43 protein-coding genes and 5 tRNA genes are annotated in these 24,236 nt (G+C 40.4%); 33 read left to right on the top strand and 15 right to left on the bottom strand.

Annotated features, from left to right (window positions below):
• Positions 1-16 precede the first annotated feature (16 nt).
• From V7R88_RS09745 to V7R88_RS09695, 11 genes are all read right to left on the bottom strand, one after another.
• Positions 17-706, bottom strand: a complete 690-nt coding sequence (locus tag V7R88_RS09745; RefSeq protein ID WP_127526314.1) for a hypothetical protein — start codon at positions 704-706, stop codon at positions 17-19.
• A 3-nt stretch (positions 707-709) separates the two neighbouring features.
• Entirely contained in the window at positions 710-1,096 is a 387-nt protein-coding gene (locus tag V7R88_RS09740; RefSeq protein ID WP_127526313.1) for a hypothetical protein, read from the bottom strand.
• Between the two features lie 17 nt (positions 1,097-1,113).
• Positions 1,114-2,016, bottom strand: a complete 903-nt coding sequence (locus tag V7R88_RS09735) for a ParA family protein (protein WP_127526312.1) — start codon at positions 2,014-2,016, stop codon at positions 1,114-1,116.
• 60 nt (positions 2,017-2,076) lie between these two features.
• Positions 2,077-2,147, bottom strand: a tRNA-Gly gene (locus V7R88_RS09730).
• 57 nt (positions 2,148-2,204) lie between these two features.
• Positions 2,205-2,381: a hypothetical protein gene (locus V7R88_RS09725; protein ID WP_016511204.1), complete on the bottom strand. Its 177-nt coding sequence runs from the start codon at positions 2,379-2,381 to the stop codon at positions 2,205-2,207.
• A 23-nt stretch (positions 2,382-2,404) separates the two neighbouring features.
• Positions 2,405-2,491 (bottom strand) — tRNA-OTHER (locus tag V7R88_RS09720).
• Positions 2,492-2,538: 47 nt separating this feature from the next.
• Positions 2,539-2,622: transfer RNA gene (locus V7R88_RS09715), tRNA-OTHER, on the bottom strand.
• Between the two features lie 42 nt (positions 2,623-2,664).
• Positions 2,665-2,841 (bottom strand): hypothetical protein, encoded by a 177-nt coding sequence (locus V7R88_RS09710; protein ID WP_076637223.1) that lies wholly within the window; start codon positions 2,839-2,841, stop codon positions 2,665-2,667.
• A 25-nt stretch (positions 2,842-2,866) separates the two neighbouring features.
• Positions 2,867-2,952, bottom strand: a tRNA-OTHER gene (locus V7R88_RS09705).
• A 31-nt stretch (positions 2,953-2,983) separates the two neighbouring features.
• Complete coding sequence (locus V7R88_RS09700) at positions 2,984-3,415, bottom strand: hypothetical protein (protein WP_338816212.1); 432 nt, start codon at positions 3,413-3,415, stop codon at positions 2,984-2,986.
• Complete coding sequence (locus V7R88_RS09695; protein ID WP_338816211.1) at positions 3,402-3,974, bottom strand: hypothetical protein; 573 nt, start codon at positions 3,972-3,974, stop codon at positions 3,402-3,404. The genes V7R88_RS09700 and V7R88_RS09695 overlap by 14 nt, the downstream gene beginning before the upstream one ends.
• Here V7R88_RS09695 and V7R88_RS09690 point away from each other — a divergent pair.
• Positions 3,957-4,154 (top strand): hypothetical protein, encoded by a 198-nt coding sequence (locus V7R88_RS09690; protein ID WP_022638156.1) that lies wholly within the window; start codon positions 3,957-3,959, stop codon positions 4,152-4,154. The two genes, V7R88_RS09695 and V7R88_RS09690, sit on opposite strands and share 18 nt — an antisense overlap.
• Before the next feature lie 50 nt (positions 4,155-4,204).
• Here the strand turns inward: V7R88_RS09690 and V7R88_RS09685 are convergent, their stop codons facing one another.
• From V7R88_RS09685 to V7R88_RS09675, 3 genes are all read right to left on the bottom strand, one after another.
• Entirely contained in the window at positions 4,205-5,002 is a 798-nt protein-coding gene (locus V7R88_RS09685) for an Ltp family lipoprotein (RefSeq protein WP_338816605.1), read from the bottom strand.
• 113 nt (positions 5,003-5,115) lie between these two features.
• On the bottom strand, positions 5,116-5,538 hold the full coding sequence (locus V7R88_RS09680; protein ID WP_027821901.1) for an ImmA/IrrE family metallo-endopeptidase: 423 nt from the start codon (positions 5,536-5,538) through the stop codon (positions 5,116-5,118).
• A gap of 14 nt (positions 5,539-5,552) precedes the next feature.
• Positions 5,553-6,056, bottom strand: coding sequence for a helix-turn-helix domain-containing protein (locus tag V7R88_RS09675; RefSeq protein ID WP_060417484.1), 504 nt, complete (start codon positions 6,054-6,056; stop codon positions 5,553-5,555).
• Positions 6,057-6,201: 145 nt separating this feature from the next.
• Between V7R88_RS09675 and V7R88_RS09670 the strand changes: the two genes are divergently transcribed.
• Entirely contained in the window at positions 6,202-6,456 is a 255-nt protein-coding gene (locus V7R88_RS09670; RefSeq protein ID WP_060417532.1) for a helix-turn-helix domain-containing protein, read from the top strand.
• Positions 6,457-6,612: 156 nt separating this feature from the next.
• Here V7R88_RS09670 and V7R88_RS09665 read toward each other — a convergent pair whose 3' ends face one another.
• The gene (locus V7R88_RS09665; protein WP_338816206.1) at positions 6,613-6,894 is read right to left on the bottom strand and encodes a hypothetical protein; all 282 of its coding nucleotides are present in this window, start codon (positions 6,892-6,894) and stop codon (positions 6,613-6,615) included.
• 260 nt (positions 6,895-7,154) lie between these two features.
• Between V7R88_RS09665 and V7R88_RS09660 the strand changes: the two genes are divergently transcribed.
• The 31 genes from V7R88_RS09660 to V7R88_RS09510 all read left to right on the top strand — a co-directional run bounded on the left by V7R88_RS09660 (position 7,155) and on the right by V7R88_RS09510 (position 24,231).
• The gene (locus V7R88_RS09660) at positions 7,155-7,460 is read left to right on the top strand and encodes a DUF771 domain-containing protein (protein WP_333509753.1); all 306 of its coding nucleotides are present in this window, start codon (positions 7,155-7,157) and stop codon (positions 7,458-7,460) included.
• Between the two features lie 67 nt (positions 7,461-7,527).
• Positions 7,528-8,040, top strand: coding sequence for a helix-turn-helix transcriptional regulator (locus V7R88_RS09655; RefSeq protein WP_338816204.1), 513 nt, complete (start codon positions 7,528-7,530; stop codon positions 8,038-8,040).
• Positions 8,041-8,359: 319 nt separating this feature from the next.
• Positions 8,360-8,524: a hypothetical protein gene (locus V7R88_RS09650; RefSeq protein WP_338816203.1), complete on the top strand. Its 165-nt coding sequence runs from the start codon at positions 8,360-8,362 to the stop codon at positions 8,522-8,524.
• 17 nt (positions 8,525-8,541) lie between these two features.
• Positions 8,542-9,072, top strand: a complete 531-nt coding sequence (locus V7R88_RS09645; protein ID WP_024002536.1) for a host-nuclease inhibitor Gam family protein — start codon at positions 8,542-8,544, stop codon at positions 9,070-9,072.
• A gap of 11 nt (positions 9,073-9,083) precedes the next feature.
• Positions 9,084-10,049, top strand: a complete 966-nt coding sequence (locus V7R88_RS09640) for a hypothetical protein (RefSeq protein WP_338816201.1) — start codon at positions 9,084-9,086, stop codon at positions 10,047-10,049.
• Between the two features lie 82 nt (positions 10,050-10,131).
• Positions 10,132-11,064 carry a DUF4373 domain-containing protein gene (locus V7R88_RS09635; protein WP_024002534.1) on the top strand — a complete coding sequence of 311 codons (933 nt, stop codon included), beginning with the start codon at positions 10,132-10,134 and terminating at the stop codon, positions 11,062-11,064.
• A complete protein-coding gene (locus V7R88_RS09630; protein WP_003642800.1) occupies positions 11,061-11,348 on the top strand; it encodes a hypothetical protein in 288 nt (95 codons plus the stop codon). Before V7R88_RS09635 ends, V7R88_RS09630 begins: the two co-directional genes overlap by 4 nt.
• A complete protein-coding gene (locus V7R88_RS09625) occupies positions 11,345-11,863 on the top strand; it encodes a hypothetical protein (protein WP_338816200.1) in 519 nt (172 codons plus the stop codon). Before V7R88_RS09630 ends, V7R88_RS09625 begins: the two co-directional genes overlap by 4 nt.
• Complete coding sequence (locus tag V7R88_RS09620) at positions 11,860-12,240, top strand: endodeoxyribonuclease (RefSeq protein ID WP_011101765.1); 381 nt, start codon at positions 11,860-11,862, stop codon at positions 12,238-12,240. Before V7R88_RS09625 ends, V7R88_RS09620 begins: the two co-directional genes overlap by 4 nt.
• A complete protein-coding gene (locus V7R88_RS09615) occupies positions 12,233-12,391 on the top strand; it encodes a hypothetical protein (protein WP_123808850.1) in 159 nt (52 codons plus the stop codon). The genes V7R88_RS09620 and V7R88_RS09615 overlap by 8 nt, the downstream gene beginning before the upstream one ends.
• Before the next feature lie 2 nt (positions 12,392-12,393).
• Positions 12,394-12,561 carry a hypothetical protein gene (locus V7R88_RS09610; protein ID WP_338816199.1) on the top strand — a complete coding sequence of 56 codons (168 nt, stop codon included), beginning with the start codon at positions 12,394-12,396 and terminating at the stop codon, positions 12,559-12,561.
• Positions 12,562-12,590: 29 nt separating this feature from the next.
• Positions 12,591-12,968, top strand: a complete 378-nt coding sequence (locus tag V7R88_RS09605) for a YopX family protein (protein WP_338816198.1) — start codon at positions 12,591-12,593, stop codon at positions 12,966-12,968.
• A complete protein-coding gene (locus tag V7R88_RS09600; RefSeq protein WP_338816197.1) occupies positions 12,958-13,500 on the top strand; it encodes an HNH endonuclease in 543 nt (180 codons plus the stop codon). The genes V7R88_RS09605 and V7R88_RS09600 overlap by 11 nt, the downstream gene beginning before the upstream one ends.
• Before the next feature lie 2 nt (positions 13,501-13,502).
• Positions 13,503-13,952 carry a DUF1642 domain-containing protein gene (locus V7R88_RS09595; protein ID WP_338816196.1) on the top strand — a complete coding sequence of 150 codons (450 nt, stop codon included), beginning with the start codon at positions 13,503-13,505 and terminating at the stop codon, positions 13,950-13,952.
• Positions 13,949-14,194 (top strand): DUF3850 domain-containing protein, encoded by a 246-nt coding sequence (locus V7R88_RS09590; RefSeq protein WP_338816195.1) that lies wholly within the window; start codon positions 13,949-13,951, stop codon positions 14,192-14,194. Before V7R88_RS09595 ends, V7R88_RS09590 begins: the two co-directional genes overlap by 4 nt.
• 30 nt (positions 14,195-14,224) lie before the next feature.
• Entirely contained in the window at positions 14,225-14,593 is a 369-nt protein-coding gene (locus V7R88_RS09585; protein WP_338816194.1) for a hypothetical protein, read from the top strand.
• 30 nt (positions 14,594-14,623) lie between these two features.
• Complete coding sequence (locus tag V7R88_RS09580) at positions 14,624-14,848, top strand: hypothetical protein (RefSeq protein ID WP_338816193.1); 225 nt, start codon at positions 14,624-14,626, stop codon at positions 14,846-14,848.
• 76 nt (positions 14,849-14,924) lie between these two features.
• The gene (locus tag V7R88_RS09575) at positions 14,925-15,368 is read left to right on the top strand and encodes an ArpU family phage packaging/lysis transcriptional regulator (protein ID WP_015968485.1); all 444 of its coding nucleotides are present in this window, start codon (positions 14,925-14,927) and stop codon (positions 15,366-15,368) included.
• 192 nt (positions 15,369-15,560) lie between these two features.
• Positions 15,561-15,632: transfer RNA gene (locus V7R88_RS09570), tRNA-Trp, on the top strand.
• Positions 15,633-15,748: 116 nt separating this feature from the next.
• Complete coding sequence (locus tag V7R88_RS09565) at positions 15,749-15,928, top strand: hypothetical protein (protein WP_338816191.1); 180 nt, start codon at positions 15,749-15,751, stop codon at positions 15,926-15,928.
• Between the two features lie 177 nt (positions 15,929-16,105).
• On the top strand, positions 16,106-16,645 hold the full coding sequence (locus V7R88_RS09560; protein WP_338816190.1) for a terminase small subunit: 540 nt from the start codon (positions 16,106-16,108) through the stop codon (positions 16,643-16,645).
• Positions 16,626-17,951 carry a PBSX family phage terminase large subunit gene (locus tag V7R88_RS09555; protein WP_338816189.1) on the top strand — a complete coding sequence of 442 codons (1,326 nt, stop codon included), beginning with the start codon at positions 16,626-16,628 and terminating at the stop codon, positions 17,949-17,951. The genes V7R88_RS09560 and V7R88_RS09555 overlap by 20 nt, the downstream gene beginning before the upstream one ends.
• 47 nt (positions 17,952-17,998) lie before the next feature.
• Entirely contained in the window at positions 17,999-19,549 is a 1,551-nt protein-coding gene (locus V7R88_RS09550; RefSeq protein WP_338816188.1) for a phage portal protein, read from the top strand.
• The gene (locus V7R88_RS09545; protein WP_338816187.1) at positions 19,542-20,627 is read left to right on the top strand and encodes a phage minor capsid protein; all 1,086 of its coding nucleotides are present in this window, start codon (positions 19,542-19,544) and stop codon (positions 20,625-20,627) included. Before V7R88_RS09550 ends, V7R88_RS09545 begins: the two co-directional genes overlap by 8 nt.
• Before the next feature lie 63 nt (positions 20,628-20,690).
• Positions 20,691-21,293: a hypothetical protein gene (locus V7R88_RS09540; RefSeq protein ID WP_338816186.1), complete on the top strand. Its 603-nt coding sequence runs from the start codon at positions 20,691-20,693 to the stop codon at positions 21,291-21,293.
• 13 nt (positions 21,294-21,306) lie between these two features.
• The gene (locus tag V7R88_RS09535; RefSeq protein ID WP_015380617.1) at positions 21,307-22,254 is read left to right on the top strand and encodes a N4-gp56 family major capsid protein; all 948 of its coding nucleotides are present in this window, start codon (positions 21,307-21,309) and stop codon (positions 22,252-22,254) included.
• Positions 22,255-22,342: 88 nt separating this feature from the next.
• A complete protein-coding gene (locus V7R88_RS09530) occupies positions 22,343-22,603 on the top strand; it encodes a hypothetical protein (RefSeq protein WP_015380616.1) in 261 nt (86 codons plus the stop codon).
• A 10-nt stretch (positions 22,604-22,613) separates the two neighbouring features.
• Positions 22,614-23,018 (top strand): hypothetical protein, encoded by a 405-nt coding sequence (locus tag V7R88_RS09525; protein WP_338816185.1) that lies wholly within the window; start codon positions 22,614-22,616, stop codon positions 23,016-23,018.
• Positions 23,019-23,408 carry a putative minor capsid protein gene (locus V7R88_RS09520; RefSeq protein WP_106904684.1) on the top strand — a complete coding sequence of 130 codons (390 nt, stop codon included), beginning with the start codon at positions 23,019-23,021 and terminating at the stop codon, positions 23,406-23,408.
• On the top strand, positions 23,405-23,806 hold the full coding sequence (locus tag V7R88_RS09515; protein WP_046947889.1) for a minor capsid protein: 402 nt from the start codon (positions 23,405-23,407) through the stop codon (positions 23,804-23,806). Before V7R88_RS09520 ends, V7R88_RS09515 begins: the two co-directional genes overlap by 4 nt.
• A complete protein-coding gene (locus tag V7R88_RS09510; RefSeq protein ID WP_015380612.1) occupies positions 23,806-24,231 on the top strand; it encodes a hypothetical protein in 426 nt (141 codons plus the stop codon). The genes V7R88_RS09515 and V7R88_RS09510 overlap by 1 nt, the downstream gene beginning before the upstream one ends.
• Positions 24,232-24,236: the final 5 nt, after the last annotated feature.

Below are 24,236 nucleotides of genomic sequence, written 5' to 3'. Positions count from 1 at the left end.
CAGGTCACTAGGGCTTTCAATAATAATCAAGTTTAATTTGCTCTGAATGGCTAAATATATTTTTTAAGATTGTTAGTTCTTCAATTCCATAGTCTGCGTATTTAAGAGGCATTTCATTCTGAAAAATATTTAGATTTATTCTTAATATATTAAAAATTTTCTTCTTATAAGTCCCATAATTTAACGAAGTACGTAGCTGCTCATTTAAATATAGAATGGTATCTATATCCGTAAGTGGACCATGTAATTTAACTGATGATGTACTGAATAAATCGTATAAATAAATAAATTGTTTTTTTCTTTTAAAAAGATAACTATCAAGATTGATTTGTTTTTTTATTGTCGAGAAAGAAGCTTTTTCAATTTCAAACTTTGATATTCGTCTATTAGAACTAGCAGTTAAAATTAATCGTAATTCTGATTCTGAAATAGAACGCAAAAGTGTATCAAGTAGATACTTATCATTTAGAGGAAGAACGAGTAGGACTTTTAAAAATAGTTGTTCAATTTCTTGGATATAATGTTTCCTTTCGTTCTCTATACCATACTTATTGCGCATTAACTTCAGTTGGAAGATAATTTTATAAATACAAATATACAGTTGAGCAGCATCATTCGAATGCTCGTCAGGTTTAGCCAGAAATGTAGTAGGATAGTTATTTTTTATGAAAGATTTATAACTTGAGTAAAGTTCCGTTTTTTTCATAATTTAAGAACGGCCAAACTTATCTATTGCGGATAGCTTTTTGCTTGTTTTTGTAACTGCTCTCTTGGATATTTTGCCGTTGCCGTTTTCCTGAACAATTTCTTTTGCGACTGACAGGAAAAGAAGAATTTGTTCTGAGTCTAATGTTTGAATCTTTTTCATAAATCTGGCAATAAGCAGAGTTCTGCTTTTGAAGACATAGTCTTTTAATTCAAAATCAAGTTTATTTGTTAGTTCCTTAATATCAGCATTTGTTTGAAAATATTTATGTGAAAGTAACAGGTTAACATATGCTGAGTATAGTTTATATTGTATGGTTGCCGGATTAGTACGAGTATCAATTTCTTTTAAATCATTTTCAAGTAAAAAATTTTGAGATTCTTTTGCCATATCATTATCCCCCAGAACTAAATTGAGTTGACTCTGTCGATGAATTCTTGAGTTAGCTTGTTAATGTTGGCCGTACTCTTCATATTATCATGGTCAAGTATAAAGTACGATATATCTTCTCTAAATTGATAATTGTAAATGAAATCATTAGAGAAGAAAAACAAGTTATACTTACTTAGCTTTTTACTATTTTTAATTCTACTTTTTTGTAGCTCTAATTGCCGGTTAGCTGAAGATGACTTTGCTGTACTATCGAAGATTACTCCTAAGTTCTTTAGTTTTTTAGATGAGTACCTTCTTATATCGGTTTTTCTTAATTTTTTAACTACTTTTTCAAGCAAATCAATTCCAAGAGTTGAGTAAGGATCTACACCAACTGGAACAATATAATAATCGCTAGCATTGAAAGCAGCTGTTGTATAGAAGGAGTATGTAGGGGGACAGTCAATTAGGATATATTCATATTTTGTAGTAATACTATTTCTTATTAAAAAATTGTCAATGGCATTTTCTCTTGCAGACCCCCCATTAGTGCGTTCTAGGAAAATAGTGTTAAGATCGCCCGGAATTAACGCAAGATTTTTGTTGCTATCTAATACCTGTATTACATCATTTTCAGCTGGCTCATAATTTGAGGAGTCTAATAACCTACTGATTGTCTTATCGGAAATTGTTATGCCCTTTTGCTGTTTAGGGTCTAATTCGTCATATAGTTCTTGATTAAGAAAATCATATTTATCAAATAATGATTGGGTTAGATTTGCTTGTGGATCAACATCGATAAACAACACAGATTTATTGAATTTATCCGCTAATGTGTATCCAATTTCTTTACATAAGGTAGTTTTTCCAACACCACCCTTCATGTTAATGAATGAGACAACTTTTCCTGCTTGACGTGCTTCTTCTGGTTCACTCATTGTTAGACTCCTCCAATATTTTTATTTTCCTGAATTATTAGCCGGTAATATGTTGGTCAAAGCGAGTGACGGGAATCGGACCCGCGACTACAGCTTGGAAGGCTGTCGTTTTACCACTAAACTACACTCGCATAAGAGCCAACAATGGGTTTTGGTCGGCTCAACAGTTAATTAGAATGTACCTACAATTATTTTTGCTTAAGACGATCAACCATATCTCTTTCCATTCCTTGGATTATGCGGTCATATTCTTTCCTTGAGTAGCTATCTTTTGTAAGATAAACGAAAGCATACAGATTAATAAAAGAGGTTAAGTCATTAGTAATGTTATCTATGAGTTCGTATTTCGACATATCTTTATCCATAATCTTACCTTCTTTCTTTTAAAAGTGGGTGGCAGGGATTGAACCTACATAACAATTTCAAACGAGAGAGAAGGGCTGAAATCGTTATTCTACCATTGAATTACGCCCACGTGATGTAGGTACTAAAGTAAGCGGTAGTATGGGTTATTTGTTACAATGCGAGCGGCAGGAGTCGAACCTGCATTGGAAGGTAGGCTATATTTGAATTAAAGGAACCATTCTACCGTTGAACTACACTCGCGTGAAGTCAGCTAGGGCTGACTATCATTTACTGAGTTCATAATTATTTTTGCAATAGCCGTGTTTTCAAATCATCTTTTACTTCTGTAAGCATACGGTCATATTCTTCTGTTGAATATGAATCTTTTTTTAGATATAACATGGATTCTGAGTCCATAAATGTCTGTATATCTTTCTTCATCGTGGCAATTAGCTCGTATTTTGAAATTTCACTATCCATAGCATTAAGCCTTCTTTCTGGTTAAAGCGAGCGGCAGGAGTCGAACCTGCATCTGTTAGTATCTAGTTAGCAATTCAAAGGAGCACCGTTCTACCGTTGAACTACGCTCGCGTGGAAGCCCGGGTAGGGGCTAGTTTGTGCTTTAGCTCAATTTGCGTGCAGTATCGCCTCTTTGAATAGGGGCGTCACTTTTCTCTAGCGGTTCCATTTCAGATGGATCTATATTGGCTCGCTTGTAATGAGCTGGAACGTCGGTGCGCATAGAACCAGTTACGAACGGAGCAAAAGCGCTAGACTTCATCATTTGCTGAATTGATGTTTCTTTATTAGATGTCGAGTTTATAAAACGTGTTTTTAGAATTGAGAAAGTATCGTGAACATCAGTGGCTGTTAATATTTCTTTTTGCGCTCCGTAATAACCAATTACGTTATCATCCATATCCTTAATAGGATTGGATTTTGTATCTAACACTTGAAATTTATCTCCATTTTTTACTCCATCGTTGATGCCAGCGTCAATAATGAATTCAGTATCCGATATAATTCTAATAATCTTAAAATTATGACTGTCCATCTTTGTTTCCCTCCGTAGCTACTATTGCGTCAATATCTTTACGAGCTTGTAATTTTTGTTCTAGAGCATATTTCCCTGCAGTCGTTAATTCTTTATTGTTATTGGGTGAGACGGACATTTGGTATAGCAATTCAATTATCCTTGGGTCCGGCGTATCTATGTCGATTAATTGATATACAAAATAAGCAAAAGTCTTATCTTTGTTTTGAGATGCTTCTTTCAATTTATTCTGTTCATCGGCATAACGCAGATTCTCTGCATTAATGCTGTCATATAATTGCTGTAAATTGTTACTTGTTTTTTGTAATTCTTTTATCTTTTTCTTCTGATTGTCGCTATTTTCTTGAAATTCAGCAGTGATTTTTGAATATTGAAAGAATAAATTTGCCAAAAATAGTATAGAAAATATTATAATGACTGTGTAGAATAAGAATGTTTTTTCTGGTGTTATCCATCCAGTGAAGAAATCAACGAGTTCGAGTGTACCTAGTGTAGTTGCTGAACCTGAAATTATTTTAAAACTGTTAGGAGGAATACTGATATGTTTAGAAGCAAACAAAGTCCCATCGACTCCTTTTTAAGTTCTCTGGATTACTGGCAAGAATTGAATTTGTTAACAGTCCTGATAAAGAGCCAGCATCCAGAATTATCATTATCGGAAGCTAAACGTGAAGCAGTACTTGCAGATGACGATGAATTACGTTCAGAGCTCGATGAAGCCTTGAACAGTCCAATTTAAAACCAGTAGGATACGCTCGCGTGAAAGCCCGGTGAGGGGCTTTGTGAACATTATTTTGGTAAGTGATCCACAGCGTATTGTGCTTGAGATTGAGTAAATTGCTCACCAGCTGACGATGTTAATTGGTCAAGAATTGCGCTGCGTGACATGGACATTTTACTTTGGTAGTCCTTCGCTTTTGCAAGAGCATTAGCATTCCAGTCGATATCGGTCAGATGATTAACAGCATACTGTGCAGCCTCTGAGGAGAAGCCTTCACCAGCAGATGAGGTGAGTTGCTCATATACACCTTGTTTTGACATGTCCATTCTGGAAGCATAAGCTTCTGCTTTGTTCAAAGCTGCCTTATCTTCGGAACTAACCTTAGTAGTTGCGGTCGAACTGCTAGAGCTCGATTCGTTTGTTGCAGATGAATCAGTGTCTGATGAGCTAGATGTCAAAGATTCGTCTGCACTACTCTTGGAGGTGCTGGACTGTGAGCTAGAGTCAGTTTCATTACTACTTTCTTTTTCAATAGATGCCCATGTTGAAGATTCTTCTTTATCCTCATATTGGCTAATTGCTTTGTCTTTTTTTACATGTAATTTTAGAGACTTGCTGGCCTTTCCGTTTAAGCTAGCGGTTACTGTATAAATTCCAGGCTTTAGATTTGTTTCGTAGAATTTTCCATTGCTATTTGCAGTCGTAGTTACTTTCTTTTGCCCATGTGTGAAAGTGACTTTTGATTCAGGTGTCGCTTTACCACGAACAGTATCTATTTCTGATACGTTAGTTTTATATAATTGAATTTCAGTTTTGGTAGAACACCCTGAAAGTAGTAAAGCTAAAATGGGTATACTTAAAATCATCTTTTTCAATTGAAACTCCTCCAAATATCCTTATTCCCCAATTAAATCCCATTCATATATCTAAAATAAAACATTCGAACTCTTTGCTAGTTTCCCATGCTAACAAAAGCTAATTAAAATAGCGAAGCCAGCTCATGCGGTAGCTTGAAAAAATCTAAGAAGTCTAATACATCTTCTTGCTTGCTCCAACCATATTCCTCTTTCAACATAGCCAGCATAAACTTGTTGGCCTCAGTTTCGTTGTCATCGGATAGAAAGCTTGTCGTATTTACCGCAAAAAACTGCGTATTGAATCCCTTGTGATGCCGTATATGAAAAATTTCATGATAGCAAACACCATCTTGTGTACGTTCGTCAATTGTATTATTAATGACAATCATTGGGATTCGATGCGAGTTATTATTGTAGCCGTAAATATTGCTACCAAGGTTATTGAATTGCACGTTAATGCCCAAGTCACGCGCCAAATCAAAAGCACTTTGAATCCCAAACTTGTTGGTTAAGTGGTCAATATCTTCTTCAATCCACCGTTCCATATAACCAGCTCCTATTATTCCTCTCCATTACGATACTTTTTAGGAGTGAATTTTCTTTTTGCTAATTGTTTGGATAATTCTAATGTTTGGCGCATGGACGCTTTGAGCAGTTCTTTGTCCTGATCGGATAGCTCTTGCCCATTTTGGAAAAATGATAAAGAATGTTTGGAGTCGAGCCCGTTCATCATATCTTCAAGTTCCTTATCGATACTTTTTTCATCTTTTTCAGTTAAGTCATAATAGTGAGAGTTTTTTGTAGGCAAGTTATCCTGATCTTTGGTAATACCAGCTAGTTTAAAAATCTCATCATCAGTAATTCGTAGACCTGTTGCCATTTTTTGAAGAGTTTTTGGTTTGGGAATCTCACGTTTTTTATTTTCTACCTGTGACCAAAATGATGGAGATATTCCTGCTTGTAGCGCAGCTTGTCTAACTGTAAATCGTTTCTTATTTCTTATTTCTTTGATTTTTGGACCGAAGTTTAACACTTCGTTACGTAAATTTTCCGTTGAACTCATGGCGTCAAACTCCCTTCTATGACTGGATTATAGCAAAAAGTGAAACAATAGAGTGCAAAAAGTGAAATATTATCGTGATAAGTGGTTGCAAAAAGTGAAACAAAAGATTATAATAATTTATGTAATCAAGAAAGGAGGCGAAGACATGGCAGTAGTCCTTCCTGTAAAAAACTCTGATGAAATCAGAGAACTAATTAGCCTGAAAGGTGAGACAGTACGGTCTTTTTCCCGTAAGAACGGCATTTCTTATGGATATTTATCTCAAATATTAAATGGAAGGAAACCATCTCCGAAAGTCGCTAAGAAAATATCAGATGGGGTTGAGAGACCAATTGATTCACTTTTTTTGTTCTCTAAAGTTGCAAAAAGTGACACAAAACCAAAGGAGGCGGCAAAATGAGTGAGAAAAAATATAAAGGTTCCTCAATAAATAAGTATGCAGAAGCTTGCAAGTTCGCACGAGAGGTAGCGTACCCAAATGATTTAGATAGTGTTCTTGCTGCTGTACAAAAAGTCGAGGAGCAATTTAATATGCACCCTCGGCAACTAGAATCAATTATTCAGTTTCATTGTCAATATCATCAATTTCAAGATGAACTTCTTCATCATGAATATTGAGACTAAAACGTGGTTCTTCTGATTCCATTTCATGTTTGTGGAATGCTTGGTTTAAGCTGGAAACTTGTGCCCAAACATCGCGAATAGGTTCAATCATTGATTCATCAACGTCTGTATCACAGTATGGACAGCTGATTTTTGTGATTGGTTGATACATGTTTAATGGAAAATCGTGATTACACTGATAACAATGAAGTTTCGCGATTGTCATAATAGCCATAATTATCACCTCCTTATGATAATTATCGCATAAGGAGCGAACAAAACTATTAACTTTTCAAAGAACGGAGGCAGCAAAATGACACATCTATCACGAACTACATTAATTAATGCACTAGCAAAGGTTAAGCCAGAAACACCAAGAGTAATGTTTGAGGCACTAAGCGATAAAGCACTAGATGCTGAATTCCGAGCGGTAACGGCCGAGTATAACGAGCAAGCTAGCCAACTTATGTCAGTTTCATATTAGGAGGTGCGAACATGTCAGATACGATATTGATTCGGCATGAGGCTCCAAAGGGCTTCCAATTCATTAGCGAAGAAGAATACGAGAGGTTCCAAGCATGGCAGCAAGCACAGCGTGGTATTCGTACTTGGAAGCTTAAAGATTTGGCCAGGTATAAATACGGAACTAAATCAACCGAACGAGCCTCACGATATTTAACCAAGCATCGCCATGATTTGGATATTGAACAGGGTGGCTTTATTGATTATGTGAATACCCATAACGGCTGGCAGATTCCAGCAGCTGAGATGATGGATTACTTATTAGATCATCCCGATTAATTTAAATTATAGGTGAATTACGTGGAAAGGCGATATAAAGCCCTTTCCAAAATACAGAGGTGTAGGTATGAAGAACAAGTTTGCAGAGCAATTGTCATTGGCATTAGGTAGAGATAAAACACTAACACAGCAGCAGATTGCAGATAGGACGCATGTTTCTCCCGGACAATTGTCTCGGTTGAAGAGTGGATCAAGAAGCACTGATTCACAAATAAGGAAGTCGTTAGCAAATGTAATTAACGATTTTTGGCTTAGCTATTCTGGTGCTCGCGAGAATTTCGGCGTGCTGTCATTTCAGAATGACAGGCGTCTAAAGGGTGACATGTTCTCAGCCCTAATGCGTCAGAAAAAAGAGCAGCAAGAACGAGAGGCAATGGAAGCTGAGTTTGAGAACGCTATTGCAATTAATCCAAATGATCGGACGCCAGCGCAACAGCTAGTTATTGAACGTTATCCACGTGAATACGCTGAAGAGATTAGCGCCGAGATAACCGATCTGGCTAAGAAGGCTGAGTATGCCGGTATTCCAATGGATAAATTGCAGGAAGTAATCGATAAAGTCAACCAAGAAAATGGCTAGGAGGAAATAGCAATGATTGAAGGAGCACTAATAGGCTGCACATTAACAGTGCTGTGGTTTAAACGTCATGAGGTTGCTAGTTGGTTTGGAATTTAAGGAGATGAAGACAATGAAATTTACATTCAGGATTGGAAATGTGCTTTACAAGCAAATCACAATTGAAGAATTGAATAATGTTTTTGGCACATTTAAGGAGGTTGAACGAATTGGAAGTATGCAAAGTATCGCTAAAGCCTAAATTTGAGTACAAAAAAAGCTGCTCGAGTATTGGTAGTACCCGTGCAGCAAAGACGCTTAACAATTTCATTTTCGAGTTCTATTGTACTCCGAAACAGTCACTAAGACAACGTTTAGTACGGAGGTGGGCGAAATGAACGGCTACGATAGCTGGTTAATTGACCAAGAAGAAGCTGCGGAAGGCTGGCGTGATGATGTGCCTACCGAGGAAGACTTAATCGAAAGTGGCGTCATTGCTGGATATTAAATAGGAGGATTTCAATCATGGATGCAATGTTAAAAGAAGAACTTAGAACGGTGACAGAACGTGAAAACGAAGGCTTCAAAATTGACTCATTGGAGAAAGCTGACTGGGCGTTAAAGAAGCTCAAGGCTATCCAAGCGCATGATGATGAAATTGGTCAAGTTGCGAAGAACAATATTGACCAGGCAATTGCATGGCGCGACCGGGAGCTTGATAAGAACCAAGCCAACCGCGAGTACTTCGAAGGGCTACTGACCGACTATTTACGTGATCAACGGTTAGTCGATAAGAAATTCAAAATCGATACTCCTAATGGCCGTGTATCAACTCGCAAGAACCCGGCTGGGTTGGCGTATGACGAAAAGATGGTTTTGAACTCACTTCGTAATCAAGGTATGAGCCAATACATCAAGGTCAAGGAGTCTATTGATAAAGTTGATTTGAAAAAAGCTGGTCGCATGGTTGGTGACAAGTTTGTCATGGAAGATGGCGAGATTATCGCTGGTATTACTGAAAAACCAGCAACTGAGAAGGTCACGTTTAAATACTAGGAGGAACCGATATGAGTGAAGCAATCGCGAAAGCAGAAAATCAAACGAACAGTCTATCCCTAATCATGGGTACTGATCAAAACAAGATGGCTAGCGAACTACAGGCTATCTCTAATTTCCAAACTATGGTTCAACATCAACTAAAAGATGGTCAAGATTTTGGGGTTGTCCCTGGCACACAAAAACCGACATTATTGAAGCCCGGAGCTGAGAAAATTCAAATGCTGATGGGTGTAACGAGTGAGTATAACGTCATTGATAAGGTTGAAAACTACAAGGATGGTTATTTCGACTATACCGTCAAGTGCGTGCTGTACAAGAGTGGTATGCAGTTAACTGAGGGATTAGGCTCGGCAAACACAAAAGAGAGTAAGTACGTTTCTCGTGATGGCTTTTCAATGAAAAACACGGTATTGAAAATGGCTAAAAAGCGAGCTCAGGTTGATGCCACACTGACCATCGCTAGTTTATCAAATGTCTTCACGCAAGATGTCGAAGATATGCAGAACTTTAACCAACGTGAGAATAATGAAACCATGACTTATGATGAAGCCTTTAATTTGAAACTTAATTTTGGTAAAAACAAAGGCAAGAGCATGGGAGATGTCTTGAATGAGAATCGTGGCTATATTGAATGGCTAGCTGAAAACGCGCAGAAACCTGAATTTAAGACTGCTGCTAAATTATTACTAGCTGGCAAGCAACAGCCCGCAACTGACGATGAAATAAATGAAGATTTTGACCCTACCACCATCATTGCTAGTTCAAAACAGACGAGTGAGATTGCTAACCTTGCTGGTGAACTGGCCACCCAAACCAAGAATGGCACACCATTATCAGTGACTAATGAGGTTATTCAACAAATTGTACCTGATTGGAAAGGGACTGACGACGATTGGAAGAACCTGACAATAGCACAAGCAGAGGATGCTAAGAGTCAGCTACAAGGATTGCTAGCAGCATTTGATAAGAAATAAACATTCGAATTGGCTTGAATGCAGCAGTGACTGAATCCACCAGGTGGGTGAAAGGCCCATTAATAAGGACAGGAGGTGCGAGATGGCCCGTCCAATTAAGAAAGGAATTGACTATTTCAACTTAGATGTAGATTTTTTGCGTGACATTAAGGTTCGTAAAATCATGCGTGCTTGTGGAAACCAATCGATTGCTGTACTAATCTGCCTGCTCTGTAATATTTATCAAGATGAAGGGTATTACATGACGTGGGATGCTGATATGCGGTTCTTGGTGGCTGATGATATTGGTGCCAAGGAAAGCGCAGTACAGGACGTGGTTTTAAAAGCAAGTGAGGTAGGGTTTTTCGACGCTGAGATGTTCAAGCAAGAAAAAATCTTAACGTCTAAGCGAATTCAAGAGAACTATAAATTAGCTTCTCGGCAGAAGAAAGATAGCTCAATTCTTAATAAATATCGTTTACCACGGGTTTCCAATACTGATAACGGGGTTTCCAACGTTGGAAACGAAGTAAACAACACTGACAATCCCCATAGTATATCAGAACAGAGTAAATCAGATAATAACAAAACAAATAAAACCCAACCGCGTGATCCTCGTGATCGCATTCAACAAGAGTTTACTGAACAGGTTTGGTCCATCTACCCGAAAAAGCGTGATTTTCAAAAAGCTTATGACGTTTATTATGCAGCCAAGGTTGAGGGGGTTAGCTTAGAGACCATTGTTGCTAAGATTAACGAGTATAAGGCTTATTTAAAGCTACATGGCACGGGTGAGTATTACACCAAAAGCTTAGAAAATTGGCTGGGTGGTCGAGGCTGGATGGATGAATACGATATGACACCGCCTAAGCCAAAGGGTAAGGCATCAAACGGCCGTAAAGAAGTTACGCCAAAGTGGATGCAAAACGGCGCTTCTCAGGCGGATTCTAAGCCAAACTCAAGCGATAACCAGCAGGACGATATGAGTGATGAGGATTTCCTAGCGCTCGTGAACAGTCAGGAGGAAGCTAAATGAATTGGGGCAATCAATTAGTCAATTTAGCCGCTAACCATGCCTATGAACCGGCCGCGTTGCACTGGACTAAGCAGCGCATGAAGCGACATCTGAAGGCTGGCGGTAGCGCGCAAGATGAGGTGTGCGCTCATGAGTACAAGCTATTTGCACTCGAAGTTTTAATTATTGAATATCAGCGGGATGGCTTAAATTTTGATTTGACCCAATGTTGGGGTAAGCCAGCCGAGTATTTTATTGATCTAGAGCAAGCTAGACAAGGATTGCAAACGGAGGTAAGCGCATGACTGAAACACAGGTGCTAGTAATTAACGCTGATCTACCCGATATCGATCACCCACTAGCAATGGGGCCCGAACCGGAAATGTTTAAGCTCGCGCAGCATAACTACAAATCTGGTGAATGGCCTTTCCCGGTTAGACTGGTGAAGCCTGGAACTAAGGTAAGCAGTGATGCGGCCTACCTAGCCAGTATGAAACAAGATCCGAAACAGGGCGAACGTGAAGATATTAAAGCCATTCGGCAAGCACATAAGCATGGCAAACATTCTCTCAGACAGATAGCCGAAAGCACGGCAATTGAATTCAAGCGGGTAAAGGATTTAGTCCACAAATACAGCCTGCCACTGAATAACGGTTACTGGCGTGCTGAGAAGTATAACAATCCTGACGAAGTGATCGCTTATCAAACACTGGCACGATTATGTAAAAGGATTGGCGCCCCAGAGTTCTCGATTAGACAGGCCAGTATGTCTAACGGGATCGTTAATGGCTACTACATTAGCCGGGTGCCGAAAGTATGAACAAAGTCGTGATTAAGGGCGAACTACCTAGCTTAAATGAGTACATCAAGGCTGAACGGGCCAATCGGTATGCGGCAGCTAACCTAAAGAAGCGGTACACGGCCTTATGTAGTGTATATGCGAGAGCTAGTCGGAATTCCGGAGTTGAATTCAGTTGGCCTTGCAAGCTTAAATTTACGTGGTACACGAAGAACAACCGGAAAGATGCGGATAATATCGCGTTTGCTAAAAAGTTTGTGCTGGATGGCTTTATGAAGGCTGGACTTTTAGGCAACGACAATCGAAAGCACATCACAGGATTCCAGGATGAATTTGCCGTTGATAAACGAAATCCTAGAGTAGAAATTGATGAAATCACGGAGGACGAAGATGCCTAAACACACTAAGAAGCGTTCAACGATTAAACGGAAGCACCGGCGCATGAAGCAACACGCTGAAGCAAACAAAGCTAAAGCACAGGATAACAAGCAACTGGTCAAGGAATATGAGCCGTACAACATTAATAAGCGGGCGTTCGGGGAGGATTGAAAATGAGCACTAGAAATAAAATTGGCTTTGGAATAATCATCTGTCTTTTAATTGCTTTTGCTGTGGCATCTATAGTCGATATATTTATTGAAGGTGGAATAGTTGCATTAATAGTTTACCTGACTATTGTTTCATTGTGTGTTATAGGAGTGACACTAGCGGCTTCGTAGGATTGAAACTAATCAAGGAGATGGCGACGATGATTAAGTTTAGAGCGTGGGAAGACAGAGGAAAAGAATATATAAAAGATGTGTTAATTGGAAGTGACGGAAAAATTTATTTTGATGATGGAGTTGCAACGCAGGACGATTTGGATATTAGCGTTGAGCAGTTTACCGGCCTGAAAGACGTGAATAGCAAGGATATCTATGAAGGCGATATTTTACAGCCAGTCATTTCTTACACTAAGAGGAATATTGGCAAACCTTTTGAAGTTAATAAAGGCAATTATGTATACGGTAAATGGATTGCTAAGGATGTTTCTAGCAAGGAATTTGACGTAGATGGGTGTTATTTCAGCAATGAAATCAAGGCTATTGGTAACGTGCATATGGACGGTGATTTGATTGACAGTTAAAATTCAAAGAAAAATAAGATGGATCAACGATTGCAATTGCAAAGTTGATGAGATCCTTTTAACTGAGGCTTCCTTATGGAAATCAAAAAAGCCCATGACATCTATTAAGCACATTTATAAATACGGAAACTATGCCGCAGTAACAGTTGATGGGATAAAAATGCACGTTCATAGGTTGCTGATGGAATATGAGGTACTTAATAATATTCCTAAAGAATTTTGTATTCATCATCTTGATGGAGACAAGATGAATAATTCAATTGATAATTTAGCAATTATGGTTTCAGGAGCACACAATAGCCACCATATGAAAGGACACGTAGTAACAGACAAACAAATAGAAATGAGTTCAAAAGCCAACCATAAACGAAAAGGCATAAAAATTCGCCGTACGGTCAAAGTGCCTTTAGACGAATTAGAACAATTTTTGAAAGACGGTAAAAGCATCAATTGGATTTCAAATTACTATGAGTGCGACTGGGGAACCATCAAGCGAAGAATTAACGAGAACCCGGAGCTATTGGAGGATTAAAAATGAAGTTCTATCGCAAACAGCCAATCGAGGCCGAACAGTTTGATGGAAGCAATGAGATGGTTGATAAGTATGAATTAATTGACGCAGGAATAATGCTTGGAACTCACCGCAGCCCTGAATTATATCTAACAGGGTCAGGGAAAGTAGACGTTGGTGACTGGATTGCAACCAGCGTTAACGGTGAGCGTTGGCTGATTACAGACGAAGTGTTCAAGCAGAAGTATAAAGAGCTACCGGTGATTCCTAAAAATGTTGCAAACTATCTTACGGATTGCAAGCGTGCCAATACTACCATAGAAACATCTTTATCTGGCAATATCATGTTGTTTAGCCATGCCAGATCACATGATATGATCCACGACATATTAAGTTGGTTGTGTCCGTCTGATAATCAAGATCTTTTTGCTCGCGCGTGGCTAGATGGATATACGGTGGAGGAAGACAAATGAAAGCTCATGTTTTAAAGCTGTATGCAAATTATTTCAACGATGTAGCACATGGACATAAAAGATTTGAAATTCGAAAAAATGACCGTGACTATCAGGTCGATGACTTGCTAATCTTGCGTGAATTCGTACCACAGTTTGGTGTGTATACGGGCAATATGATGGTTTATCAAGTAACGTATATGACTGACTTTAAGCAGCAGCCGGGTTATGTTGTTTTGGGAATCGAGAATTTCGTTGAATAAAGCTTTTATTTTATACAGAGGTGAAATGTTATGAAAGCATACAGAATTGGATATGACGAAGACCTCCCAGTTAGAGCTCTTGTTTTTGCCAATACTCCAGGTAAAGCAAAGGATAAGGTTCTTGGCACTGATGAGTTTGATGGAGCTGATTGGACAGATCTAAGTTGCAAGCGAGTTAAGTGGGCTGACAATATGGAAGGCTATCCTCAAGTTGACCTTGAAATTTTGGAATTACAACATGGTTGGTCTTGGTGGTTTGAGGATGGCGGCGAGTCCATAGATAAGGACACGATTCCGTTAGTTAAAAAGTATGGTGGCGTTGAAAAATTGATATCTGCGTATGCGGACTCTGGTTCTGGACTGCATTACGGGGAAGATGGCTTTTATGAAGAACGGTAAATAAAGCTTTATTTTATGTGGAGGTACTAGGTGGAAACAAAAGATTATACGTTAGAGCTAGACTACAACGATGCGGAAGAGAACATCTATATGTGGCTTACGCGGCTAGAGTTTGAAGAGCTTGTCGAAAATATGCAGAAATTGTTGGGAATGCCTGACGATGGTGCCACCCATGAATACCGGAAAACGGTGATTGATGATTATGAGGGAAAACAGCTTAAGCTAACTGTTGGCCTCCATAAATGGTGTAAATAAAAACGCCGCCACTGAAGGCCGCGCTACGATTGAATCCGATTAATTTAATTATAGCACAGCGAGGAGTGGCGGGGTAATGAAGCAGGTACGAGATATGGATTACAGCAGTCTGTTCCCTGAAGTAGACGAAAAGAAGACAATTGCCAATGTTAAACGGTTCCTTTCGGTGGAACTACCAAGAATGGAACGGGTAAGCCATCAAGATATTACCTGTTTGAAGTCACCGGTTGTTAGTGATTTGCCAAAGGCCCCTGCGAGCGATAACAAGGCCGAAACAACAATATACCGTAAATTATATGCAGAACAGGTTGTATGGCGTACAAGTGAAGCCATTGATGGCTGTGATCACATCAGTCAAGTGTTACTCAAACGGTTGTTCGCAGACAAATCTGCGATATATGATTATCAGTTGATGAATGAGTTAGGTTATGGGAATGATCGTTATTATTTTTACAAGAATCGTGCGTGTTTGCAATTCGCTGACACATATTTATTAGATGATTTGCACACTTATCTATAAATCGTAGAAACATCGTAGATATACCGTATGATATAGATGCTTTCAGGGTGTAAATTAGTATTATCGATAATTGGTTAGGGCGACAAATAAATGTTTTCCTGATAGCTCTAATTGATTATTATTATAGTTTGAGATGGTTGGTAACCGGCGACGGTAAGCCGACTAGCAGGGTGCTATAAAGCGCCCTTTGCTACAGATATGATCTAATTGGCAAGATGGCGGTCTCCAAAACCGTCTATGTTGGTTCAAATCCAGCTATCTGTGTAGCTGGCGGATTTATAAGGGGTGATGTGCTCCTCTCTGCCGCCGGCATTGTCTATTAGTTAAAGTCCGGGGTCGGAACCGGGCTTTTTGTGTACATAAATTTAGGAGTGGTATCAATGTCACGAATGATTCATAGCAAATACGGGTACGAGCCGCCTGAATGGGTGCAAGCCGATTCCCGGCTAGATAGGTGGTACAAGGATAAGAAGCGTCGTGCTAAACAGCATGGCGCTTTTCGTTTGGATAAAAATAAGGAGGTGCAACATGCGGGGAATGAGACGACAACGAGGTATTAATTATTTAAAGCCAATCAATTATAAAGATGTTGGATATTATGATGGAGGCCGAGTTAGTACCATTGTTACGGACAGAAACGTCAAGGCTTTACCTGAAACGTGGCTATTGGTTAAGGACATCTTACTCAAGCGTTAGACGCTGAAAATATCAATTAGACGGAGGTGTGGTGGTATGTAATGAAACGAAAGTTAACGCCAAAACAGCAAAAGTTTGCCGACGAGTATATCAAGTCTGGCAATGCTGCTGATGCGGCTCGTAAAGCGGGTTACAGCAAGCAAACAGCTCGCACAGTTGGACAGCAAAACTTGACAAAACTTGACATCAAAAAATACATCGATGAGCGAATGGCCGAGATAGCCTCAAAGCGCATTATGGACGCCAGAGAGGCCGTCGAATTGCTTACCCGGATAGCTAGAGGCGAGGAGAAAGAAACGGTTATATCGAGCACTCCGGAAGGCGTATACGAGAGCCAGAAGGAGGCAGACTTGAAGACCCGGATAAGTGCTGTCAAGGAGATACTTAAGCGATATCCAGGCGATGATAAGCTAGTCAAAGCTCAAATCCGTAAAGCTAACGCGGATGCTCGCATTGTTGAGCATAAGGCTAATGAGCTTGAAGGCGTTGGTCATGTCAATCCATTGCTTAAGGCTTTAACGAAGGGTGCAGCGCAACTGGTGCCTAAGGAGGAAGAAAACGATGCAAACACCATTGAGTAATATTAATTATGGTAAGAAGCAAGCGACGTTCATCTTTTCTCCATTTGACCACCTATTTGATGTGAATGAGGGCTCGATTCGTGCCGGTAAGACAGCGGCGGATGATGCTCGGCTTGCAATGTTCTATTTGGCAACACCGGACGAGAACCATTTAGTCAGTGCCTACAACCAAGAGTTAGCCTATAACCTGTTTATTGAAGGTGATGGCATGGGACTAGCCTATATATTCGATGGCGCTAGCCATTTAAGGCGCGATCGTGGTGGCGACCATTTAGCTTTAGACCTGCCTAGTGGGAAAAAGAAGATTTATTTCAAAGGTGGGGCCAAGTCAAACAGTGCTAACGCTATTCGTGGGATGTCATTGGGTTCAGTCGCGTATTCTGAAATCAACTTGTTAAACCGCGAGTTCCTTGACGAGACCTTTCGACGAACGGCCGCAGCTAAGTATCGCTATCATCTTGCTGACCTTAACCCGCCAGCACCACAAGACCCGATTATTAAGTTCTTTGATGAACGTGATGCGCATTGGCTACATTGGCGTATGTCTGATAACCCAGTGATGACAACCAAGCGTTTGACTGAGATGGAGGCACAGCTTAAGAAGAATTCATATCTGTATAAGCGCGACTGGTTAGGATTAAGAGTTATGCCACAAGGGATTATCTATGACCAGTTTGACCAAGACAGTATGACTAACCATACCTTAATTGGGCAGCCAGTAGAAATGTACTTTACTGGTGATGCTGGTCAAGATGATGCCACAACAATGAGTTGCAATATTGTTACCCGCGTCCGTCAACCTGATGGGCGTTTTAAGTTTGTTCTAAATCGCGTTGCTAATTATTATCACAGTGGCACGGAGACGGGACAAACAAAGGCGATGAGCACATATGCAACAGAATTGAGAAGATTCATTATGTGGTGCGTTAGCACATATCAGCTGCACTACTCGATGGTACTAGTGGATCCTGCTTCATTAGCATTGCGGCAAGAGCTAATCAAAGTTGGTATCGAGGCTGGTAAGGCAGATAACAATGGCCATGATCACGTTGGTAATTCTAAAGGAATTGAAGTCGGCATTCAGCGGCAGCAATCACTGATTGCCGATGGTCAGTTTGTCTTAGTTGATACGCCGGATAGTGGACTAGCCAATCAGAGCTATGATTCCTATCACTTCGTTAAGGAACTTGGTATGTATGTTCGTGATGAGGCGACTGGTAAGCCTGTCGATGCAAATAACCATGCAATGGATGAGTGCCGGTATGCGGCTAACTACTTTACGAAGAAATACAAGGGAGGTTACTAACCTTGTTTAATAGAATACACGATTGGATAAAGGGGGTGTTGGTCAAAATGGGATTAGCTAGTGAATTGCAGAGTGTACCTGACCATAAGAAAGTAATGGCGGATGATGATCAGTATGGATTGATTGCTAAGTGGTTTGATATTTACCAGTCAACACCTGAATGGTTGAAAATCCATAAGCGGCTTCCTGACGGCTCTTATTTAGATCGTCAGAAGATGTCATTAAACATGGGACAAGTTGCTGCTAAAAAGATGGCAAGCCTAGTATTCAATCAAAAGGCTGTCATCACCGTTAGTCCTAAGGATGCGAAGAGCCCTAATGATCCTACATCGCCTGAGGACTATCAAACGGTTGAGAATCAATTCGTACAGCAAACCTTGAAGGACAATCATTTTTATAACAACTTTGAACGTTACTTAGAATATATGTTCGCAACTGGTGGCATTGTAATTCGGCTATATACCGATCGTGGTAGAGTTAAGATTCGATTCGCTACCGCAGATGCGTTCTACCCGATTTCTTCGGATGCAAATGGTGTGAGTGAGGCTGTCATTGCCTCCAAGTTCATGAGTGACAGTCATTACTATACGTTACTGGAATGGCATGAAGAAACAGATACTGACTACGTTGTGACTAATGAAATTTACAAGAGCACAACTAACAGTACTGATGATTTGGGTGTGAAAATCAATGACTGGAGCGACCTACCAAATGCGTTCAAAAATATGTCACCCAAACCAACTAAGTATCCCAAAGAATTATACTCGCAACCTACATTTATCTATCTGAAACCCAACCTAGCCAACAACTTGCACATTGACAGTCCACTTGGTATTCCGATTTATGCGAATGCAGTGGATACGTTACGCCAACTAGATGAAGCCTATGACCTGCTATTCCAAGAATTTGTTAAAGGCAAACGACGCATCGTTGCACCAGCAAATCAATTGAGGCGTGAAGTTGACCCGGAAACCGGTAAGGAACGGTATTTTGTCGATTGGACTGAAGATGTCTACATGGCATACAACACGACAATGGGTGGCGGTGATGGCGAGTCAGCTAAACCAACTGATATTACCTTAGGGTTGCGAAATGAAGCAATCGTATCTGGAATCAATGATCTATTGCATTTCTACTCCTCACAAATTGGATTTAGTGCGGATATGTTCACATTTGACAGCAAACAGGGTGTTATCACAGCAACGGCGGTAATTAGTGAGAATAGTGATACGTATCAATCAAAAAACAGCCATGAAACGTTGATTGGAGAAGCGATTGAACATATGTGCCAGATTATTGTGGAGCTGGCTAAAAATGATCCAGGTGTACAATATTCAGGCCAAACGGATATTGATATTTCAGTTAACTTTGATGATTCGATTGCCAAAGACCGGAATGATAATCTGGACTATTACATGAAAGCTAATGGCAATCACCCCGTCATGACACAGCTAGAAGCAATCAAGCGGGCTAATGGAATTACTGATGTTGAAGCTCAACAGGTTCTTGACCAAATCAATGCAGAAACAGCGAATGCTGAAGGTGCAATTGAAGATGTTGTCGGTGGTAATGGTAAAGATGGTGAGGGTGATGCTTAAACCATGGGATTTATCAGACTATTCGGATGAAGATGCTAACAACTATGCTAGTGTTGAAGATTTGATTTGGTCTTACATTGTCAACCTAATAGGAAATGAAGCATCTAAACATGATGATACGGATAACGAATGGATAAACGAGCTACTTAACCATGCGGACGATGTACGGAAATACGCTGCTAAAATAACTGTCTCGCCTACACAGCATGTGTCTAAGCAATTGCACACAAGACTTAGTACAATTAGTCAAGATAATGTCAAACAAGCTGAAAAGTGGCTTAAAAAGGTTACTGGAAAGCAAGTGGATTCGATCAAGGATTCGCAACAGTTTAAGCAAGTTGTTGATGACCAGTTAACAGAGACGGATAATTATCTGAACCTTGCTAGACGTAATATGAGCGCTAATGCGTATCAGATGTTTAGGGGAATTGTTGGTGATGCAAAGCGGTCAATTGATAGTGGTACAACTGCCATCAAATCAATAGCTAAAGCTAGTGAGCAATGGGCAGAACAAGGTGTACCCGCACTCGTTGATAAGGCTGGTCGAAAATGGTCACCAGATGTCTATGTGCGGACAGTGGTTAACTCAAGTATTAATAGTGCTACGAATGATACAGAGTTACTTAGGTATCGTCAGTATGGCTCGTTAGTTAAAGTTAGTTCACATATTGGTTGTCGGCCAAGCCACTTGCAGTATCAAGACCATGTCTACTCATTGGATGGTGATACGGACAAGTATCCAGATTTTGAATCAACAACGGGATACGGTACGATTACTGGCATTGGGGGCATTAATTGCCGACATTATACGATTCCATATATTGAAGGCCACGGTTCAATGCCAGTGCCGCAGCAGTCAGATGATGACAATGCTGCTAGGTATCAATTAGAACAGACTCAGCGACGACTTGAACGTGAGGTACGAAAAGCTAAGCGTAAATTGATAGCAGCTAAAAAGCTTGGTGATCAAAGTGATATTACGGATGCACAAGAATTAGTGAGACGTCGTCAGTCAGTTACTCGTCAGTTTGTTAACAAGCATGGGCTAGTACGTCAATACGATCGAGAAAAACAGTAGTGCCCTTAGCATGGCGTTAAAAGGCTTATTTTTTATACCTAAATTTAGAGAGGAGCAATAAAGATGGCAGAAGATAATCCAGTTCCAACACCTGAACCAGTGCCGGTTACTGATCCAGTACCGACTCCTACGCCAATTGATACTAAACAGGTAGCCACAGAAGCGCGTACCGAATTATTAAAGTCACTTGGGTTCGATAACGAAGATGACTTGAAAGGTGTCGTCGAACAGCATAATAAAGATGTGGCGGCTAATCAGAGTGCATTGGAGGCTAAATCCGGTGAGTTAGACAAGGCTACCAGTAAGCTTGCAAAAGAAACCAGTCGTGCTGACACTGCAGAAGCTCAAGTAGCTGCTCTTAAACAAGGAGTTGATGCTGATCATTTAAGTGATGCGCTGGCACTCGCTAAGGCCGATTTGGTGAATAAAGCTAACGGAGTTAAAACAATCGATGAGGCATTAACAGGTGTTTTGGCACGAAACCCATCGTTTAAAGGTGCAGAAGTCGCACAAGGAACAGCCGTTGCTGGTCAAAATCTTAGTGGTGGTCAAGATAACATTGCGGTGCCAGATTTGTCAAAGATTAGCTACGGTGAAGCCGCAAAACTGAAACTTGAGCACCCGGATGTATACAAGCAAGCTGTTACAAAACTAACAAATAATTAGGAGGAAATAACACATGGCAGATGAAACAACTGTATTAGATAACCTGATTGATCCACAAGTTATGACTGCGATGATTAGTGCTAAATTACCTAAGGCAATCCGTTTTAGCGCTATTGCACCTGTTGACACCACACTTGAAGGTCGACCAGGTACTGATGTAACTGTACCTCGATACAAGTATATCGGAGATGCGACGGATGTCGATGAAGGTGGCGCTATTGATTATGCCAGTCTTTCAACAGATACCGACATGTTCACGATTAAGAAAGCAGGTAAAGGTGTCAAGATTACTGACGAAGCCGCTCTATCCGGATACGGAGATCCAGTGGGAGAAGGTCAGCGACAAATTACGATGGCAATCGCATCTAAGATTGACAATGATATCTTGGCTACTGCAATGAAAGCACGGCTTACGCTAAGTACTGGCGTTGATGTTACGTCATTGGATATGGTTGATGCAATTGAAGCTGCATTTAATGATGATACGAGTGAATACGCGGTAGAAGATGATTCACCGACCACCGGCGTCTTGTTTATGAACCCTAAAGATGTCAATAAACTACGTAAGGCTGCTGCTGAGAACTGGACGCGAGCAACTGATTTAGGCGACAACATCTTGATTAATGGCACATTTGGTGAGTTACTCGGATGGCAAATTGTGCGGTCACGTAAGATCAAAGAAGGCTCCGCTGTGGCAGTTAAGCCGGGTGCAATGCGTACCTACATGAAGCGGAATGTTCTCTCTGAAAAGGGTCGCGATATGGATCATAAGATCACTAAGTTTAATGCCGATGAACATTATGGTGTTGCAATCTATGATGACACTAAGTTGTTAGTCATTAATCCATTTGATGTCGAAGGCGGTACTGTTATTAACCAAAACGTAACCAGTACTAAGGATGCTACGGTTAAAAAGTCCAATAAGGGTAAAGCTGTGGCATCTGATACGCCGTCAAAATAATGTCGCCGTCTAATGTCAAAGCAATGCCTACTAATGACGGTGCGAAGATCACAGCAAAGTAGGCAATTAAATTTAGGAGGAATGTAGAATGGCTAAAGTGTTGAAGGCTTATCAAAAGGGCAATGAAACGGCAATTGCGACTGGTGATGCAACCAGTGTGGCAATTACTGGCTTAGCAGCTGGCACAGTTGTCGCTACTGGTGACTATCAGGTTGCCTATGTGGACGGTAGTCAAACGAGTGACAAGTTAGATGTTCCGGGATTTACGGTTCTTGCTGCCAAGCCCGCTGATCCACAAAATGTTAAAGCTGCAGCAACCACTGATGGTGCCAATGTAACTGCTGGTTAGAGGTGATTAGATGCCGATAGTAGATCAAGATTTTTACGCTTACACTTATTTTGGCGAGCAAGTACCAGTAAATATTAATTTTGAACGTTTGGAAATGCGAGCCGAAGAGATGGTCAATCAATACGCAAATTATTATTTCGATTCGCATAATCTTGATGATTTGCCACTTGAGGCTGACCGAATTAACGTGAAGAAGGCTGTCTGCGCTCAGATTGAATGGTTTATTGATTCTGGTGGGGTTGAAGAGCTAGCTAACGCTAAACAATCGGCTAAAGGGATTAGTCATGTAACGATAGGCAAATTTAGTTATGATAAGTCAGCGCCCACAACGCTGCCACGTGGTACGGCACAACGCTCCAATGCGGCAATCAACTACTTACGACCAACCGGCCTATTGTATCGTGGGGTGCATTAAATGGATGATATTATTGATCCAATTCCCATAGAGTTGTTAGATGATGCCATCAAAGTGACACCCTACGACGCTAATAAAGCCAAACAGGATTCATGGACTACCAGCCCAGATAGCAATGGATCTGATGACTACATGATTAGACATGTACGAGTTGAACCCACAACTTCAGTGTCAGTTCAATCTGTTGGTAATAATACTAGTACACAGGTCGTTACTGGCGCTTATACATTAATTATTGATTCGGCTAACTCGGCGCCGCTAAACAAGTTACCTAGCCTGAATGACAAGATTCAGGTACAGAGTACCCAACAATCATTAGTTGTGAAGAGTCTTGACCCCATTTATGATTTTGGCACGCATGTTCATCATTGGGAAGGGGTGCTGCAATGACTAACAAAGTAGACTTGTCACCATTGGTTACACGTTTGAATAATCTTAATGTGCTGACAAACCGACTAGCAGATGTGATTGTGCGTGATTCTGACCAATATGTGCCATTTCTAAATGGTTATTTAGCTGGCCATGTATCGAGAATTCAAACCGGTACTGGCGTTACTATTGTTTGGACAGAGCCGTATGCGGCCTATATGTACGGTGGTAAAGTAATGGTGAAGGCACCGGATACAATGGGTCAGCGGAGAGGCTATCACAAAGTAGTGACGAATCGGCCTTTGAATTATAACCACACTAAGCATGCGTTAGCGCAAAAGGGTTGGGTTGATAAAGCCTATTTGGTTAATGGTCACAATTGGGCAGCGCTCGTGGCACACGGATTGGGGGCGACGTAGTGAGTCAAGTTGACCTTGATCTGGATGTTCGGGTTGCTAATTATATTAGTGCTAACGTTAAGCTGTTTGATACGTTAACACTTGGCAATGACTATGCTCCTGGAATGTCACTGAGTTATACATTGCAACCCGCTGGACCGGCAACGCGATATTATGACGGTCGCCGCCGCCGTAGTTTTGCATTTGCAATCACTGCTAAACATCCACACGGAATTGTTTGTATTAACACTCTCAGTGCCATTATGGACATCATGGAGAATGCAACGCCGATATCAATCAAAAGTGAGAATGGAAGTTTCAAATTCATAAGCGCTAAGATGACAACCTCACCGGAGTTTCTAGCCACTGTTCAGGATGACGATGGTCAAGATGCTCAAAAGTATGGTGTCTATCAAGGCGCTTTTAGTGTACAAGTAATTATTTAATTTAG

Origin of the sequence: Lactiplantibacillus argentoratensis, from assembly GCF_037290055.1 — a bacterium.
In the GTDB taxonomy this organism is placed as follows: Bacteria; Bacillota; Bacilli; order Lactobacillales; family Lactobacillaceae; genus Lactiplantibacillus; species Lactiplantibacillus plantarum.
Note: the sequence above shows the minus strand (reverse complement) of the source record. Positions and strands in the feature narration are given on the sequence as shown.